Source organism: Halomonas maura (genome assembly GCF_030409305.1).
In the GTDB taxonomy this organism is placed as follows: Bacteria; Pseudomonadota; Gammaproteobacteria; order Pseudomonadales; family Halomonadaceae; genus Halomonas; species Halomonas maura.
Genome location: NZ_JAUFPQ010000018.1, coordinates 157,414 through 171,179 on the forward strand (window position 1 = coordinate 157,414; position 13,766 = coordinate 171,179).

The window sequence follows — 13,766 nt, forward strand, 5'->3', positions numbered from 1 at the left end:
GTCACGCAAGGACCAGGTGTCACACCTGAGTGCCCCGAGCCAGCAACTGGCTCGGGGCATTGCGTTTCTCGGCGTGCACGGTCGGCGTCGGTCGCTACAACCTGCTGACGATCAAGGCGGCATTCACCCCGCCGAAGCCGAAGCCGTTGCACAGTGCGTGCCGGGTGGGATGCTCCCGTGCCGCGTGCGGAACGAAATCCAGGCCCAGCATGTCGTCGTCGACGTTCTCCAGGTTCAGGGTCGGGGGTAGCCGGCCCTGCATTGTCGCGAGCGCGGTAAAAATGCTCTCCACGCCGCCGGCGGCGCCGAGCAGATGACCGGTAGCCGACTTGGTGGCGGAGATCGGGATGCCGGCGAGGGCATCGCCGAATACGTTGCGCAGGGCGGCGATCTCGGCACGGTCGCCGACCGGCGTCGAGGTGGCGTGGGCATTGATGTGCTCGATCCCCTCGGGAGATAGCCCCGCCATCCGCAGCGCCGCTCGAACGGCCGCCGCGGCACCCGCGCCGTCTTCCGGGCCGGCGGTGATGTGGTGGGCGTCGGCGCTGGTGCCATAGCCGCTGAGAACGGCCAGGGGCGTTGCCCCGCGGGCCTCGGCGTGGTCCAGGCTTTCGATCACCAGCAGTCCCGCCCCTTCCCCCATGACGAAGCCATTGCGTGCCTGGTCGAAGGGGCGCGACGCCCTGGTGGGATCGTCCTGCTCGGTGGAGAGTGCCTTCATGGCGTGGAAGCTGGCCAACGAGAGCGGGTCGATACAGGCCTCGGCGCCGCCCACCAGGGCCACCTCGGCCTCGCCGCTGCGGATCAGGCGCATGCCATCGCCGATGGCCTGGATGCCTGCCGCACAGGCGGTCACCGGGCACCCCAATGGCCCCCGAAAGCCATGGCGAATCGACACGTTGCCCGCCGCCAGGTTGGCCAGGAAGGCCGGCACCGTGAAAGGGGAGAGCCGGCGATGGCCGCGTGTCGTCAGGGTGTTCTGCGCCTGGGTGATGGTGGGGAAGCCGCCGATGCCGGATCCCACGATGGTGGCGGTGGCCTCACGGTCCGCATCGTTCGTCGGCAACCAGTCGGCCTGGGTCAGCGCCTCTTCGGCGGCGGCCATGGCGTAGAGACTGAAGCGCTCCAGCTTGCGGCGCTCCTTGGCATCGGCCACCCGGTCCGGGTCGAGGCCGGCTTCGGGGTCGTCGGCAAGGTCGGGCACCGAGCCCGCGACCTTGATCGGCAGGTCGCCGGTGGCGAACCGGGTGATCGGGGAGATGCCGGAGTGGCCGGCGAGGAGGCGCTCCCAGCCTGCCTTGACGCCGCAACCAAGCGGGCTGATCATGCCCATGCCGGTGATGACGAGCGGTGACTGCATGGTGATGTCCTGAAAAGCTTGGGGTTATGCCACGCTAGCACCGGGCTTTATATGATCAAGGTAATATTCAGCGTGGGAGTGTGAGGTCACCATGCCCTACTCAGCGAACCACAAGGCGAGATCCCGGGAGCGCATCCTCAAGTCGGCCATCGAGCTGTTCAGCCGCCAAGGCTTCGAGAAGGTCTCCATCGGTCAGATCATGAAGTTGGCCAGGATGACCCATGGGGCCTTCTATGCGCATTTCGCCTCCAAGGAGGCGCTCTATCAGGCATCGGTTCAGGAGACCCTGGAGAGCAGTCGTGCGGCCAGATTGGTCAAGGGCCCCTTGTCGGTGAAGCACCTGACGGAGCTGGTGGCCAACTGCTGGAATCTCCAGGAGCTGGAGCGCAAGCGAGAGCCGGGACCGGAGACGGTGCTGTTCAACGAGATCGGCAACGAGAATGCCGAGGTTCGTACGCTGTTCGAGGCCTCCTACCTGCGCATGAAGAAGATGCTGGAAACCCGGCTCATCGCCCTGGGGCGCTTGAAGAAACTGCCCTTCGAGCCCGATCGCGAGGTCATCGCCGAGAAATCCCGCGCCATCCTCGCCTCGCTGGTGGGCGCCGTGGCCATCGCCAAGAGCCTGCCCGAGGAGAAGGAGCGTCAGCATGTCCTGAACGCCACGCAGCGCCATATCCTGCGAATGCTCGGCGTCGAGGAGAGCGAACTGGACGACATGCTGCACGCGGCGCCCGCCGCCCGGGCGGGCCTGTAGTAAGCCGAGCGTTTCTCGCCACAATGAAAGGCCCCCGAGCCGGTCTCCCGGCTCGGGGGCTTTGCGTTTCTAGGGCGATTACTGCGCGGCCAGGGCCACGCCCACCTTGGAGCGGTTGGGCCGGCCGATGGCCTGGGTGATCCAACTGCCGGTGGCGGCCAGCGCGTCGAGATCGATGCCGCTCTCGATGCCGAGGCCGTCGAGCAGGTAGATCACGTCTTCGCTTGCCACGTTGCCGGAGGCGCCTTTCGCATACGGGCAGCCGCCGAGGCCGGCCACGGAGCTGTCGATCACCGCCACGCCTTCCTCGAGCACGGCGTAGAGGTTGGCCAGCGCCTGGCCGTAGGTGTCGTGGAAGTGGGCGGCCAGCTTGTCCATGGGCACGTCCCGGGCCACGGCCTCCAGCATGCGCTTGGCCTTGAGCGGGGTGCCAGTGCCGATGGTATCGCCCAGCGAGATCTCGTAGCAGCCCATCTCGAACAGGGCCCTGGAGACCTCGGCCACCTTGGCGGGGGCGATCTCGCCCTCGTAGGGGCAGCCCAGCACGCAGGAGACGTAGCCGCGCACGCGGACGTTCGCCTCCCTGGCGCGCTCCAGCACCGGGGCGAAGCGCTCCAGGGACTCGGCCACCGAGCAGTTGATGTTCTTCTGCGAGAAGGCCTCGGAGGCGGCGCCAAACACCGCAACTTCCTCGACGCCGCACTCCAGCGCGGCCTCCAGGCCCTTGAGGTTGGGGGTCAGCGCCGAGTAGACGATGCCCTCGCGCCGCTTGAGGCCCTGCATCACCTCGCGGTGGTCGGCCATCTGCGGCACCCACTTGGGCGAGACGAAGCTCGCCGCCTCGATATGGGCAAGGCCCGCCGCGCCGAGGCGGTCGATCAGTTCGAGCTTGGTGTCGGTGGCGATCGCCTCGGGCTCGTTCTGTAGCCCGTCGCGGGGGCCGACCTCGACCAGACGCACGGATTGGGGAAAGGCCATGGATAGTCTCCTGACTGACTTGCGGCGGGCCTGCGGGGCCTCGAGACGCGGCACTCTCCGGTGACAGGCCGGCGGGGAGGCGCTGTGAACCCCTCCCTGGGCCAGGACCTCCCCGTTGGCCTGTCTCCGGCGCCGCTTGCACTGGAGGATGTCTCCGGCGCCGCCGACCCTTGAGCACTGTGCTCGGTGATGGGTTACTCGTCGGCGGCGAATTCCAGCAGCACGTCGCCCTGGCCCACGGTGTCGCCGGCCGCGAAGTGGAAGCTCTCCACGTGGCCGTCGGCGGGGGCGGTCATGGTGTGCTCCATCTTCATGGCCTCCATGACCATCAGCGGCATGCCTTTCTCGACCCGGGCGCCGGCCTCCACCAGCAGCGCCACCACGGTGCCGTGCATGGGCGCGGTGAGGGTCGACTCGGCCTCATGGTGGCCGTGGTCGATGGCGTCGATGCGCCGCCAGAACAGCCGGGTCTCCCGCTGCGGGTCGACCATCACCACCACGTTGCGCTCCCTCCCTTCGCCCACCAGGCGCGCCAGCATTCGGCGGCGATGGCCATTGAGGGTCATCGCCACGGCGTCGCCCTCCAGTGGCTCGAGGGTGGCGGCGAAGGTGCGCCCGCCGAGCGTCAGCTGCCAGGGCGAGCCTCCGGCCTCGCGGCGGCCCTCGACCACCACCACGGCCTCGGCGTCGTCTTCGTGCTGGGCGTGGGCCGGGTTTTGAGTAGTGGGACACAGGGCGATGCGGATGGTGTGCGGGGCGTTCAGGCGGAAGCCGTCGTGGCGATCCCAGGGGGAGTCGCTCTCGCACTCGCGGGCCAGCTGGTGCAGGCCGATCAGCGCCGCGCCGGCGTATTCCTCGAGGTCGATCTGGCGCGCGGCGAACAGCGTCGCCTCGTTGCGCTCGATGAAGCGCGTGTCGAGCTGCGCGTTACGGAAGGCCGGATGGGTGGCCAGGCGCTGCAGGAAGGCACGGTTGGTGACCACGCCCTGCACGTCCAGGGCGGCCAGCGCCCGGTTGAGGGTGGCCAGGGCCTGGGTGCGGTCGTCGCCGTGGACGATCAGCTTGGCGAGCATCGGGTCGTAGTGCATGGAGACGGCGTCGCCGGTCTCCACGCCGCTGTCCAGGCGCACGCGTGACGGCTCGAGGCCGGCGCCGTCGAGATCCATGGCGAAGCGCGAGAGGGTGCCGGTGGCGGGCAGGAAGTCCTGCTCCGGGTCCTCGGCGTAGAGGCGCGCCTCGAAGCTGTGGCCGGTGATGGTCAGCTCGTGCTGGGCCAGCGGCAGCGGCTCGCCCATGGCGACCTTGAGCTGCCAGGCCACCAGGTCCTGGCCGGTGATCATCTCGGTGACCGGGTGCTCCACCTGCAGGCGGGTGTTCATCTCCATGAAGTAGAACGAGCCGTCCTGACCCTGTGAAGCGTCGAGCAGGAACTCGACCGTGCCCGCGCCCACGTAGCCGATCTCCTTGGCGGCGCGCACCGCGGCCTCGCCCATCGCGCGGCGCAGCTCGGCGGTCATGCCCGGGGCCGGGGCCTCCTCGAGCACCTTCTGGTGGCGGCGCTGCACGCTGCAGTCGCGCTCGAAGAGGTAGACGCCGTTGCCGTGGCTGTCGCAGAACACCTGGACCTCCACGTGGCGCGGTTGGGTCAGGTACTTCTCGATCAGCATGCGCTGGTCGCCGAAGGCGGCCTGGGACTCGCGGCGGCAGCCGTCCAGGGCGACCTGGAAGCCGTCCGCGGACTCCACCACGCGCATGCCCTTGCCGCCGCCGCCGGCGCTGGCCTTGAGCAGCACCGGATAGCCGATGCGCTCGGCCTCGTCGCGCAGCAGGGCGTCGTCCTGGTCGGCGCCGTGGTAGCCGGGCACCAGCGGCACGCCGGCATGGTGCATGCGCGCCTTGGCGGCGGACTTGTCGCCCATGGCGGCGATGGCCGAGGCGGGTGGGCCGACGAAGGTGATGCCGGCGGCGTCCAGGGCCTCCACGAAGGGGCCGTTCTCGGAGAGGAAGCCATAGCCGGGGTGGATGGCGCCGGCGCCGGTGCGGCGGGCGGCCTCGATCACCGCCTCCACCTTGAGGTAGCTCTCGCGGGCCGCGGCCGGGCCCAGGCGCACCGCCTCGTCGGCTTCGCGCACGTGGCGGGCGTTGGCGTCGGCATCGGAGTAGACGGCCACGGTGCGCAGGCCCAGGGCGCGGGCGGTGCGCATCACGCGGCAGGCGATCTCGCCGCGGTTGGCCACCAGCAGGGTGTCGAAGCGCTTGGCGTTGTGGTTCGTCAGGCTCATTTATTGCGCTCCGTGTTCGAGGGGGAGTCGGGGGCCCAGGCGGGGCGACGCTTCTCGAAGAAGCTGGCGAGGCCCTCCTGGCCTTCATGGCCGACCCGCAGCTCGCTGATGATCCGGCAGGTGTGATCGCGGGTCGCGTTGCTGTCGGGCTCGCGAGCCACCTCGGCGAGCAGCGCCTTGGTGGCGCGGCTGGCCTGGGGCGAGGTGGCCAGCAGGGTGTCGACCATCGCCGCGACGGCCGCGTCCAGGTCGTCGGGGGCGACCACTCGGTGGGCCAGGCCCAGGGCCTCGGCGGTGGCGGCGTCCATGACCTCGGCGGTCAGGGCATAGCGGCGCATCTGCCGCTCGCCCAGGGCGCGCTGCACGTAGGGGCTGATCACCGCCGGCGACAGGCCGATCTTCACCTCGGAGAGGCAGAAGCGGGCCTTCTCGGAGGCGATGACGATGTCGCAGCAGGCGGCCAGGCCCACGGCGCCGCCGAAGGTGGCGCCCTGCACGCGGCACACGGTGGGGCAGGGCAGGGTGTCGAGGCCGTGCATCAGCGCCGAGAGCTCGCGGGAATCCGCCAGGTTGTCCTCGAAGTCGTAGTCGACCATGCGCTTCATCCAGTGCAGGTCGGCGCCGGCGGAGAAGCTCTTGCCCTCGGAGCCCAGCACCAGCGCGCGCACCTCGCCGCGGTAGGCGAGCTCGCCCACGCGCCGCAGGTGATCGTTGAGCTCGCCGATCAGGTGGTCGTCGAAGGCGTTGTGCACCTCGGGCCGGGTCAGGGTCAGATGCGCCACGCCGCGGTCGTCGATCTCGAGGCGGCACATCGGGGGACGGGAAACGCTGTCTGTGCTCATGGCAACCTCACATCCGGAACACGCCGAAGCGGGTCTCTTCCACCTCGGCATTCATGGCGGCGGCCAGGGACAGGCCCAGCACGTCGCGGGTCTGGGCGGGATCGATCACGCCATCGTCCCACAGCCGCGCGCTGGCGTAGTAGGGGTGGCCCTGGTGCTCGTACTGGTCGCGGGTCGGCTGCTTGAAGGCGGCCTCCTGCTCGGCGGACCACTCGCGGCCCTCGCGCTCGATCTGCTCGCGCTTGACCTGGGCGAGCACCCCGGCGGCCTGCTCGCCGCCCATCACCGAGATGCGCGCGTTGGGCCACATGAACAGCAGGTTGGGCTCGAAGGCGCGGCCGCACATGCCGTAGTTGCCGGCGCCGAAGCTGCCGCCGATCAGCACGGTGAACTTGGGCACCCTGGCGCAGGCCACGGCGGTGACCAGCTTGGCGCCGTGCTTGGCGATGCCCTCGTGCTCGTACTTGGAGCCGACCATAAAACCGGTAATATTTTGTAGGAAAATCAAGGGGATTTTCCTTTGAGCGCACAGCTCGATGAAGTGGGCGCCCTTGACGGCGCTCTCGGAGAACAGCACGCCGTTGTTGGCGATGATGCCCACCGGGTGGCCGTGGATATGCGCGAAGCCGGTGACCAGGGTGTCGCCGTAATAGCGCTTGAACTCGTCGAAGGCGGAGTCGTCGACGATGCGGGCGATCACCTCGCGCACCTCGAAGGGCTTCTTGAGGTCGGTGCCGACGATGCCGTAGAGCTCCTCGGGGTCGAGGCGCGGCGGCTTGGGCTCGGCCATGGCCAGCCGGCCGCGCTTCTGCCAGTTGAGCCGTGCCACGCAGCGCCGGGCGAGCTGCAGGGCGTGGGCATCGTTCTCGGCATAGTGGTCGGCCACGCCGCTCTGCTTGGCGTGGACGTCGGCGCCGCCCAGGTCCTCGGCGCTGATGCTCTCGCCGGTGGCCGCCTTCACCAGCGGCGGGCCGCCGAGGAAGATGGTGCCCTGCTGCTTGACGATGATCGACTCGTCGGCCATGGCCGGCACGTAGGCGCCGCCGGCGGTGCAGGAGCCCATCACCACGGCGATCTGCGGGATGCCCTCGGCGGAGAGGGTGGCCTGGTTGTAGAAGATGCGCCCGAAGTGGTCGCGGTCCGGGAAGACCTCGTCCTGGCGGGGCAGGAAGGCGCCGCCGGAATCCACCAGGTAGAGGCAGGGCAGGCGGTGCTTGTGGGCGATCTCCTGGGCGCGCAGGTGCTTCTTCACGGTCAGCGGGAAGTAGGTGCCGCCCTTGACCGTGGCGTCGTTGGCGACGATCACGCACTCCACGCCGGACACCCGGCCGATGCCGGTGACCACGCCGGCGGCGGGCACCGGGCTGTCGTAGACCTCATGGGCGGCCAGCGCCGAGAACTCGAGGAAGGGCGAGCCCTCGTCGAGCAGGTGGTCGATGCGGTCGCGCACGAACAGCTTGCCGCGGGACTCGTGGCGGTCGCGGGCCTTCTCGCCGCCGCCCTGGGCGATGGCGGCGGTCAGCTCGCGCAGCTTGCCGACCTCGGCGCGCATCGAGGCGTCGTTGGCCTGGAAGCCGTCGCTGCGCGAATTGATCTGGGACGTCAGGATGGACATACATCTCTCCGAGATGAGCCGTAAGCTGTAAGCCTTAAGCTGTAGAGGGTGCGCCGCAACAATCCAGATGCGATGAACGCCTGCGTGTCTTCATGCGAAGTGATTTTCCTTCCAGCTTACGGCTTATAGCTGGTGTTAAGCCGATTCGTTGAACAGCTCGCGGCCGATCAGCATGCGGCGGATCTCGCTGGTGCCGGCGCCGATCTCGTAGAGCTTGGCGTCACGCAACAGCCGCCCGGTGGGGTACTCGTTGATGTAGCCGTTGCCGCCGAGCAGCTGGATGGCGTCCAGCGCGACTTGGGTGGCCTTCTCCGCACAGTAGAGGATGACGCCGGCGGCGTCCTTGCGCGAGGTCTGGCCGCGGTCGCAGGCCGCCGCCACGCTGTAGAGGTAGGCGCGGCAGGCGTTGAGGGTGGTGTACATGTCGGCCACCTTGCCCTGCACCAGCTGGAACTCGCCGATCGACTGGTCGAACTGCTTGCGCTCGTGGATGTAGGGGATGACCACGTCCATGGCGGCCTGCATGATGCCGATGGGGCCGGCGGCCAGCACGGTGCGCTCGAAGTCCAGACCGCTCATCAGCACGCGCGCGCCCTTGTTGACCTCGCCGAGCACGTTGGCCTCGGGCACCGCGCAGTCCTCGAACACCAGCTCGCAGGTGTTGGAGCCGCGCATGCCCAGCTTGTCGAGCTTCTGGGCGGTGGAGAAGCCGGGCATGCCCTTCTCGATGATGAAGGCGGTGATGCCCCTGGAGCCGGCGTCCGGGTCGGTCTTGGCGTAGACCACCAGCACGTCGGCGTCCGGGCCGTTGGTGATCCACATCTTGTTGCCGTTGAGGATGTAGCGATCGCCGTCCTGGCGCGCGCGCAGCCTCATGGAGACCACGTCGGAGCCGGCGCCCGGCTCGGACATGGCCAGTGCGCCCACGTGCTCGCCGCTGATCAGCTTGGGCAGGTACTTGGCCTTCTGCTCGGCCGAGGCATTGATCTTGAGCTGGTTCACGCAGAGGTTGGAGTGGGCGCCGTAGGACAGGCCCACGGAGGCGCTGGCCCGGGAGATCTCCTCCATGGCGATGCAGTGTGCCAGGTAGCCCATGCCGCTGCCGCCGTCCTCGTCCGGCACGGTGATGCCGAGCAGGCCCATGTCGCCGAACTTCTGCCAGAGGTCGTTGGGGAACTCGTTCTTCTCGTCGATCTCGGCGGCGCGCGGGGCGATCTCGTCGCGGGCGAAGGCATTGACCTGGTCGCGCAGCATGTCGAGGGTTTCGTCGAGGCCGAAGTCGAGGGGCTTGTAAGGCGCGTACATGGCGAACTCCGTGATGATGCAGGGGGTGGGCCGCAGGTCGGCCCACCGGGCAGATTAGGGACCGATATCGCTAGCCTAGGCGAGGTTTACGTTAACGTAAAGGGCAGCTCGAGCCGCGTAGACCAAGGTCGCAGTCGATAACAAGGGCGGCCGCCGAGAGACGCGCCGCAAACCTGCCTGGGCGCCGGATGCCCTGCCTTCCCCTGAGGATAGAGGGGACCGGCGGGGGACGACATCCTCGCGGCGTTCGCCGCCCGGTGGCGCTCGAATTGCCCGTCACCGCCCGACGGTGACGCCTTCTGACTAGACTCGTCACGACGCCGGTCTTTCGATCCAGGGCGAGGGAGGGGGCATGACGCGCATCGTGACGGGACTGCTGGGACTGCTGGCCTGGTCGATGGCGGCGATGAGCCTGGCCGCGCCCATCGACCGGCAGGACCTCGAGGCCTTCGTCGACGGCTTCGTCACGGCGCGCATGGCGGCGCATCGGGTGGCCGGGGTCAGCGTGGCGGTGGTCCAGGACGACCGGCTGGTGCTGGCCAAGGGCTACGGGCTGGCCGACATCGACGCCGGGCGCCCGGTGGTGGCCGAGCGAACGCTCTTCCGCCCGGGTTCGATCTCCAAGCTGTTCACCTGGACGGCGGTGATGCAGCTGGTGGAGCAGGGCCGGCTCGACCTGGATACCGATATCCGCGACTACCTGCCGGACCTGCCCCTGGCGACCCGCTACTCCGACCCGATCACTCTGCGCCAGCTGATGGCCCACACCCCGGGCTTCGAGGACTCGGTGATGGGCCATCTGTTCGAGGACGACCCCGAGGCGGTCCTGTCGCTGCGCGACTACCTGCGCCGGCACCGCCCGGCCCAGGTCCGCCCACCGGGCCGTTGGCCGGCCTACTCCAACTACGGCGTGGCGCTGGCCGGCCTGGTGGTGGCCGAGGTCAGCGGCCTGTCCTGGGAACGCTATGCGGAGCGCCACCTGCTGGGCCCGCTGGGCATGCGCGACAGCACCTTCCGCGAGCCCTGGGGCCCCCAGCGCGAGCAAGCGCCCATGGCGCCGGCCCTGCGGGAACGGGTCAGCGAGGGCTACCGCTGGGCCGACGGCGGCTTCCGCCCGGGCGGCTTCACCTTTATCGGTGGCATCGGCCCGGCCGGGGCGCTGTCTACCACGGCGACCGACATGGCGCGCTTCATGCGGGCGCACCTCAACGCGGGGCGCCTGGGCGAGGCGCGCATCCTGTCGGCAGACACGGCCCGTGAAATGCAGCGCACCCACTACCGGGTGGTCCCCGGACAGCCCGGCATGGCTCACGGCTTCATCGAGAGCGAGATCGCCGGGTACCGGGCCATCGGCCATGGCGGGGGCACCGTGCACTTCGTCTCCGACCTGCAGCTGATGCCCGAGCTCGGGCTTGGCGTGTTCATCACCACCAACAGCAACGGCGGCCAGGCGCTGATCCGTGGCTTCGTGGAGCAGTTGGTACGTCGCTACTTCCCCGCCTCACCGCCGAACGCGAGCTCGGCCGGCGTCGAGGCTCCGGAGCGCTATGCGGGGGACTACCTGTCCACCCGCCGGCCCTATACCACCGTCGAGGCACTGCTCAACCATGACATGGCCAGCGTGCGCCTGGACCGGGACGGCCAACTGGTGCTGAGCGGCCGGGGGCATCAGGTGCGCCTGCTGCCGGCGGAAGGCGAGGGGCACTTCCGGCGGGCCGATAGCGGCGAGTCGCTGCGCTTTCTCTCCGATGACGGCGGGGCCGTGACCCACCTGGCGGTGCCGGAACCGGTCATGGTGATGGAGCGGGTGGGGCCGCTGGCCAACCCCCGGCTGCGCCTGGTGGGGCTCGGCGTGGGCGGGCTGGTGTGCCTGGTGGCGGTGATCATGGCAGTGGACCGCTGGCGGCGTCCGGCGCCCCGGCGAGCCGTGGTGCGCTGGGCGTCGCGGCTGACGGTGCTGGCGGCGGCGCTGTGGGCCCTGAGTCTCGGGCTGCTGCTGGCGGGCGCCGTGCCCCTGCTGATGAACGTCCGGCTGGTGTTCTTCGCCTTCCCGTCGGCGGCCTTCGTGGCCGGCCAGGCCGCCGCCATGCTGGCCGGGGCGGCCACCGCTGGAAGCCTCGCGCTGCTGCCACCGGCGCTGGGCTCGTTCGGCTGGCGCTGGGGACGCCGGCTGCGTCATGCCGGCATGGCGGGGCTGCTCGCGCTGATGCTGGTGATCTTCTGGCAGTTCAACGGCTTCGTGCTGATGGGGTGAGGGGCGCCTGGGATAGCACCGACCGGGACACGCGCCCTGCGGGCACATGATCGCGTCAATATTTACATTAGTTACTTCATTTAATTGCTGTGGCTTTATTAACGATAAATACAGCCTCTAATATTGAGAGCGGCTATTGGTTGTCGCTTGTTTTTAGCTTTTTTTTTCTGTGGCTATGGATGGCGAAACTATACTGAATTTTGCCAACGTTACATCTCATAACAAAGTCTGACAGGTAAGATATGGAATAGTTAATAAACGTGAGTGACAGGGTATGAAATTCTGCCTACCTGCCCTCCGGTCAGGAGGGCTCTCCGCCGAAACCCGCGGATATTCGGAAGGCATCCCTGTTGCCGGACTGTGGCCCCATGGGGTTTCGGACCCAGTCGGAATGCACCTGACGCCATCATGATTGGGGAGGGGGCAATGGCGACGAACAGCGATAACTACCAGTTTGGCATGTTGGCCAGTGACGATGTCAGGACAGGCTTCATTTCCGGTGTCACCTTCAGGAACAAGCCGGTCCAGTATTCGGTGGTGGATGGGCTGGCGGTGTTCGAGGGCTGCATCGTGCTCGGCACCGTCGAGCAGATGGAAGCCAGGGTGGCCGCCGTCCGCGCCGCCCAGCAGGCCGGAGACGAGGGCGCCATCGAACTGGGCGTGGGCATCACCGGCGCGCAGTATCGATGGCCGAATGCCCTGGTGCCCTATGATATCGACCCGGCCATGCCGAACCAGAGCCGCGTGACGGATGCGATCGCGCACTGGGAGCAACACACCAATATCCGCTTCGTGCATCGCACCGCCGGCAATGCGGGCCAGTATCCCGACTACGTGCACTTCATGGCCGGCTCGGGCTGCTGGTCCTATGTCGGCATGCAGGGCGGCAAGCAGGACATCAGCCTCGCGGGAGGCTGCAGCACCGGCAATGCGATCCACGAGATCGGCCATGCGCTGGGCCTGTGGCACGAGCAGAGTCGTGAGGATCGGGACTCCCATATCGTCGTGCACTGGGACAACATCCAGTCGGGCCGGGAGCACAATTTCAACCAGCACATCACCGACGGCGACGACTATGGGTCCTACGACTACGGCTCCATCATGCACTATCCGGGGACCGCCTTCTCCAAGAATGGCCAGCCCACGATCACCACCCTTCCCCCGGGGATCGCCATCGGTCAGCGAAACGCCCTGAGCGATCACGACATCGCCACGATCCACGCCATGTACACCACCTGGCATGGCAACAAGGCGGTGCTCAAGACCTACAGTACCCACCATGCCCAGAATGCCTGGGCCTATCTCCAGGACCTGGGATGGCGAAAGGTCGAGACGGGCAGTGCGGATGGCATCACCAACACCTTCCTGGCCCTGTGCGACGCACAGGCCAACAACCGGAACGTCAGCGTCTATGCCGATGGTAACAAGCTGTATCGGATGTACCTGCTCTAGCGGCACGCCCTGCCGCCAGGGCAGCTCACACGGCCTGACGATTCCATGAACAAGAGGGGGCGACGACCATGTGGAACAACGGCAAAACGGTCCAGCAGGTGTACAGCACGCATCACTCGCAGAATGCCTGGGCCAATATCCAGGGGATGGGCTGGCGAAAGATCAAGACCGGCGCGACGGATGGCGTGACCAATACCTTTTGCCTGCTGAGTGCCGCCAAGGCGAACAACCGGACCGTGAACGTCTATATCGTGGATAACCGCATCGAGCGAGCCTACATGAATTGACCCGGGGCGCTGCGCGCGATGCCGAGCCGGCACGACGGCCTCGAAGAGGACAGGAGAACAGAGATGTGCCCGGACACGATCAACATCAATATCAACATGCCCGCCGGGGATGCCATGCCCCAGGGAGCCGGGGGCGGGGTGGTCACCTCCCTCGATGCCGGGGCCGCCGAGGGACCGCCGCCCGACGGGAGTGCAGGCGCCGCCATGCTCCAGGGGGACCTGGCGGCAGCACCTCCCCCCGAGCCGCTGGGGGGAGCCGCCCTCACTCTGGGTGACGTGGGCGAGGGGCCGCCGCCCGAGGAGGTGGGGGGAGTCGCCTTCACTCTGGGTGACGTGGGCGAGGGGCCGCCGCCCGAGGAAGTCGTGGGTGCCGCCTTCGCCGAGGGCGATGGTGACGTGGCGCCACCGCCCGATGAGGCCCTCGGTGCAGCCGCTTCGGCCATGGCCGAAGCGCCGCCACCGCCGGATCTCATGGCCGCCGAGGCCGAGGCGGGCGTGTCGGCCGAGGCGCCGCCCGGCCCCGAGGCCCCCGATGCGCCGGCGATGGACGACGGCGAGGCAGGTGGCGATCCCGGGAGCAAGCGTTCGGCAGGCAAGTCTGCCGCATCGCCCAAGCCCCCCAAGACCAGGAAGTGAT

General features: G+C 68.3%; 11 protein-coding genes. 5 read left to right on the forward strand and 6 right to left on the reverse strand.

All coding sequences use genetic code 11. The annotated features are described in order from the left end of the window. Positions 1 to 94: 94 nt before the first annotated feature. On the reverse strand, positions 95 to 1,360 hold the full coding sequence (gene fabF / locus QWY76_RS12825; protein ID WP_290311647.1) for a beta-ketoacyl-ACP synthase II: 1,266 nt from the start codon (positions 1,358 to 1,360) through the stop codon (positions 95 to 97). A gap of 91 nt (positions 1,361 to 1,451) precedes the next feature. Between fabF and QWY76_RS12830 the strand changes: the two genes are divergently transcribed. After that, a complete protein-coding gene (locus QWY76_RS12830; protein ID WP_290311648.1) occupies positions 1,452 to 2,114 on the forward strand; it encodes a TetR/AcrR family transcriptional regulator in 663 nt (220 codons plus the stop codon). Positions 2,115 to 2,192: 78 nt separating this feature from the next. Here the strand turns inward: QWY76_RS12830 and QWY76_RS12835 are convergent, their stop codons facing one another. From QWY76_RS12835 to QWY76_RS12855, 5 genes are all read right to left on the reverse strand, one after another. Next, the gene (locus tag QWY76_RS12835) at positions 2,193 to 3,092 is read right to left on the reverse strand and encodes a hydroxymethylglutaryl-CoA lyase (RefSeq protein WP_290311649.1); all 900 of its coding nucleotides are present in this window, start codon (positions 3,090 to 3,092) and stop codon (positions 2,193 to 2,195) included. Positions 3,093 to 3,286: 194 nt separating this feature from the next. Next, positions 3,287 to 5,374, reverse strand: coding sequence for an acetyl-CoA carboxylase biotin carboxylase subunit (locus QWY76_RS12840; protein ID WP_290311650.1), 2,088 nt, complete (start codon positions 5,372 to 5,374; stop codon positions 3,287 to 3,289). Further along, positions 5,371 to 6,216: an enoyl-CoA hydratase-related protein gene (locus QWY76_RS12845; RefSeq protein ID WP_290311651.1), complete on the reverse strand. Its 846-nt coding sequence runs from the start codon at positions 6,214 to 6,216 to the stop codon at positions 5,371 to 5,373. The genes QWY76_RS12840 and QWY76_RS12845 overlap by 4 nt, the downstream gene beginning before the upstream one ends. Before the next feature lie 7 nt (positions 6,217 to 6,223). After that, positions 6,224 to 7,831 carry a carboxyl transferase domain-containing protein gene (locus QWY76_RS12850; protein ID WP_290311653.1) on the reverse strand — a complete coding sequence of 536 codons (1,608 nt, stop codon included), beginning with the start codon at positions 7,829 to 7,831 and terminating at the stop codon, positions 6,224 to 6,226. Positions 7,832 to 7,966: 135 nt separating this feature from the next. Then, positions 7,967 to 9,136: an isovaleryl-CoA dehydrogenase gene (locus QWY76_RS12855; protein WP_290311654.1), complete on the reverse strand. Its 1,170-nt coding sequence runs from the start codon at positions 9,134 to 9,136 to the stop codon at positions 7,967 to 7,969. Positions 9,137 to 9,488: 352 nt separating this feature from the next. On the opposite strand from QWY76_RS12855, the gene QWY76_RS12860 reads away from it, so the two are divergent. The 4 genes from QWY76_RS12860 to QWY76_RS12875 all read left to right on the forward strand — a co-directional run bounded on the left by QWY76_RS12860 (position 9,489) and on the right by QWY76_RS12875 (position 13,765). Beyond that, positions 9,489 to 11,390 carry a serine hydrolase domain-containing protein gene (locus tag QWY76_RS12860; protein ID WP_290311656.1) on the forward strand — a complete coding sequence of 634 codons (1,902 nt, stop codon included), beginning with the start codon at positions 9,489 to 9,491 and terminating at the stop codon, positions 11,388 to 11,390. A gap of 426 nt (positions 11,391 to 11,816) precedes the next feature. Further along, complete coding sequence (legP, locus tag QWY76_RS12865; protein ID WP_290311657.1) at positions 11,817 to 12,842, forward strand: Dot/Icm T4SS effector Zinc-dependent metalloprotease LegP; 1,026 nt, start codon at positions 11,817 to 11,819, stop codon at positions 12,840 to 12,842. A 68-nt stretch (positions 12,843 to 12,910) separates the two neighbouring features. Beyond that, positions 12,911 to 13,129 (forward strand): hypothetical protein, encoded by a 219-nt coding sequence (locus QWY76_RS12870; RefSeq protein WP_290311659.1) that lies wholly within the window; start codon positions 12,911 to 12,913, stop codon positions 13,127 to 13,129. 63 nt (positions 13,130 to 13,192) lie between these two features. Beyond that, the gene (locus QWY76_RS12875; protein ID WP_290311660.1) at positions 13,193 to 13,765 is read left to right on the forward strand and encodes a hypothetical protein; all 573 of its coding nucleotides are present in this window, start codon (positions 13,193 to 13,195) and stop codon (positions 13,763 to 13,765) included. Position 13,766 lies beyond the last annotated feature (1 nt).

What these genes read in the sequence shown, in the direction of transcription:
- legP (WP_290311657.1), top strand. Translation starts at nt 11,817, where the DNA reads ATGGCGACGAACAGCGATAACTACCAGTTTGGCATGTTGGCCAGTGAC.
- QWY76_RS12855 (WP_290311654.1), bottom strand. Translation starts at nt 9,136, where the DNA reads ATGTACGCGCCTTACAAGCCCCTCGACTTCGGCCTCGACGAAACCCTC.
- QWY76_RS12860 (WP_290311656.1), top strand. Translation starts at nt 9,489, where the DNA reads ATGACGCGCATCGTGACGGGACTGCTGGGACTGCTGGCCTGGTCGATG.
- QWY76_RS12875 (WP_290311660.1), top strand. Translation starts at nt 13,193, where the DNA reads ATGTGCCCGGACACGATCAACATCAATATCAACATGCCCGCCGGGGAT.
- QWY76_RS12835 (WP_290311649.1), bottom strand. Translation starts at nt 3,092, where the DNA reads ATGGCCTTTCCCCAATCCGTGCGTCTGGTCGAGGTCGGCCCCCGCGAC.
- QWY76_RS12830 (WP_290311648.1), top strand. Translation starts at nt 1,452, where the DNA reads ATGCCCTACTCAGCGAACCACAAGGCGAGATCCCGGGAGCGCATCCTC.
- fabF (WP_290311647.1), bottom strand. Translation starts at nt 1,360, where the DNA reads ATGCAGTCACCGCTCGTCATCACCGGCATGGGCATGATCAGCCCGCTT.
- QWY76_RS12840 (WP_290311650.1), bottom strand. Translation starts at nt 5,374, where the DNA reads ATGAGCCTGACGAACCACAACGCCAAGCGCTTCGACACCCTGCTGGTG.
- QWY76_RS12845 (WP_290311651.1), bottom strand. Translation starts at nt 6,216, where the DNA reads ATGAGCACAGACAGCGTTTCCCGTCCCCCGATGTGCCGCCTCGAGATC.
- QWY76_RS12870 (WP_290311659.1), top strand. Translation starts at nt 12,911, where the DNA reads ATGTGGAACAACGGCAAAACGGTCCAGCAGGTGTACAGCACGCATCAC.
- QWY76_RS12850 (WP_290311653.1), bottom strand. Translation starts at nt 7,831, where the DNA reads ATGTCCATCCTGACGTCCCAGATCAATTCGCGCAGCGACGGCTTCCAG.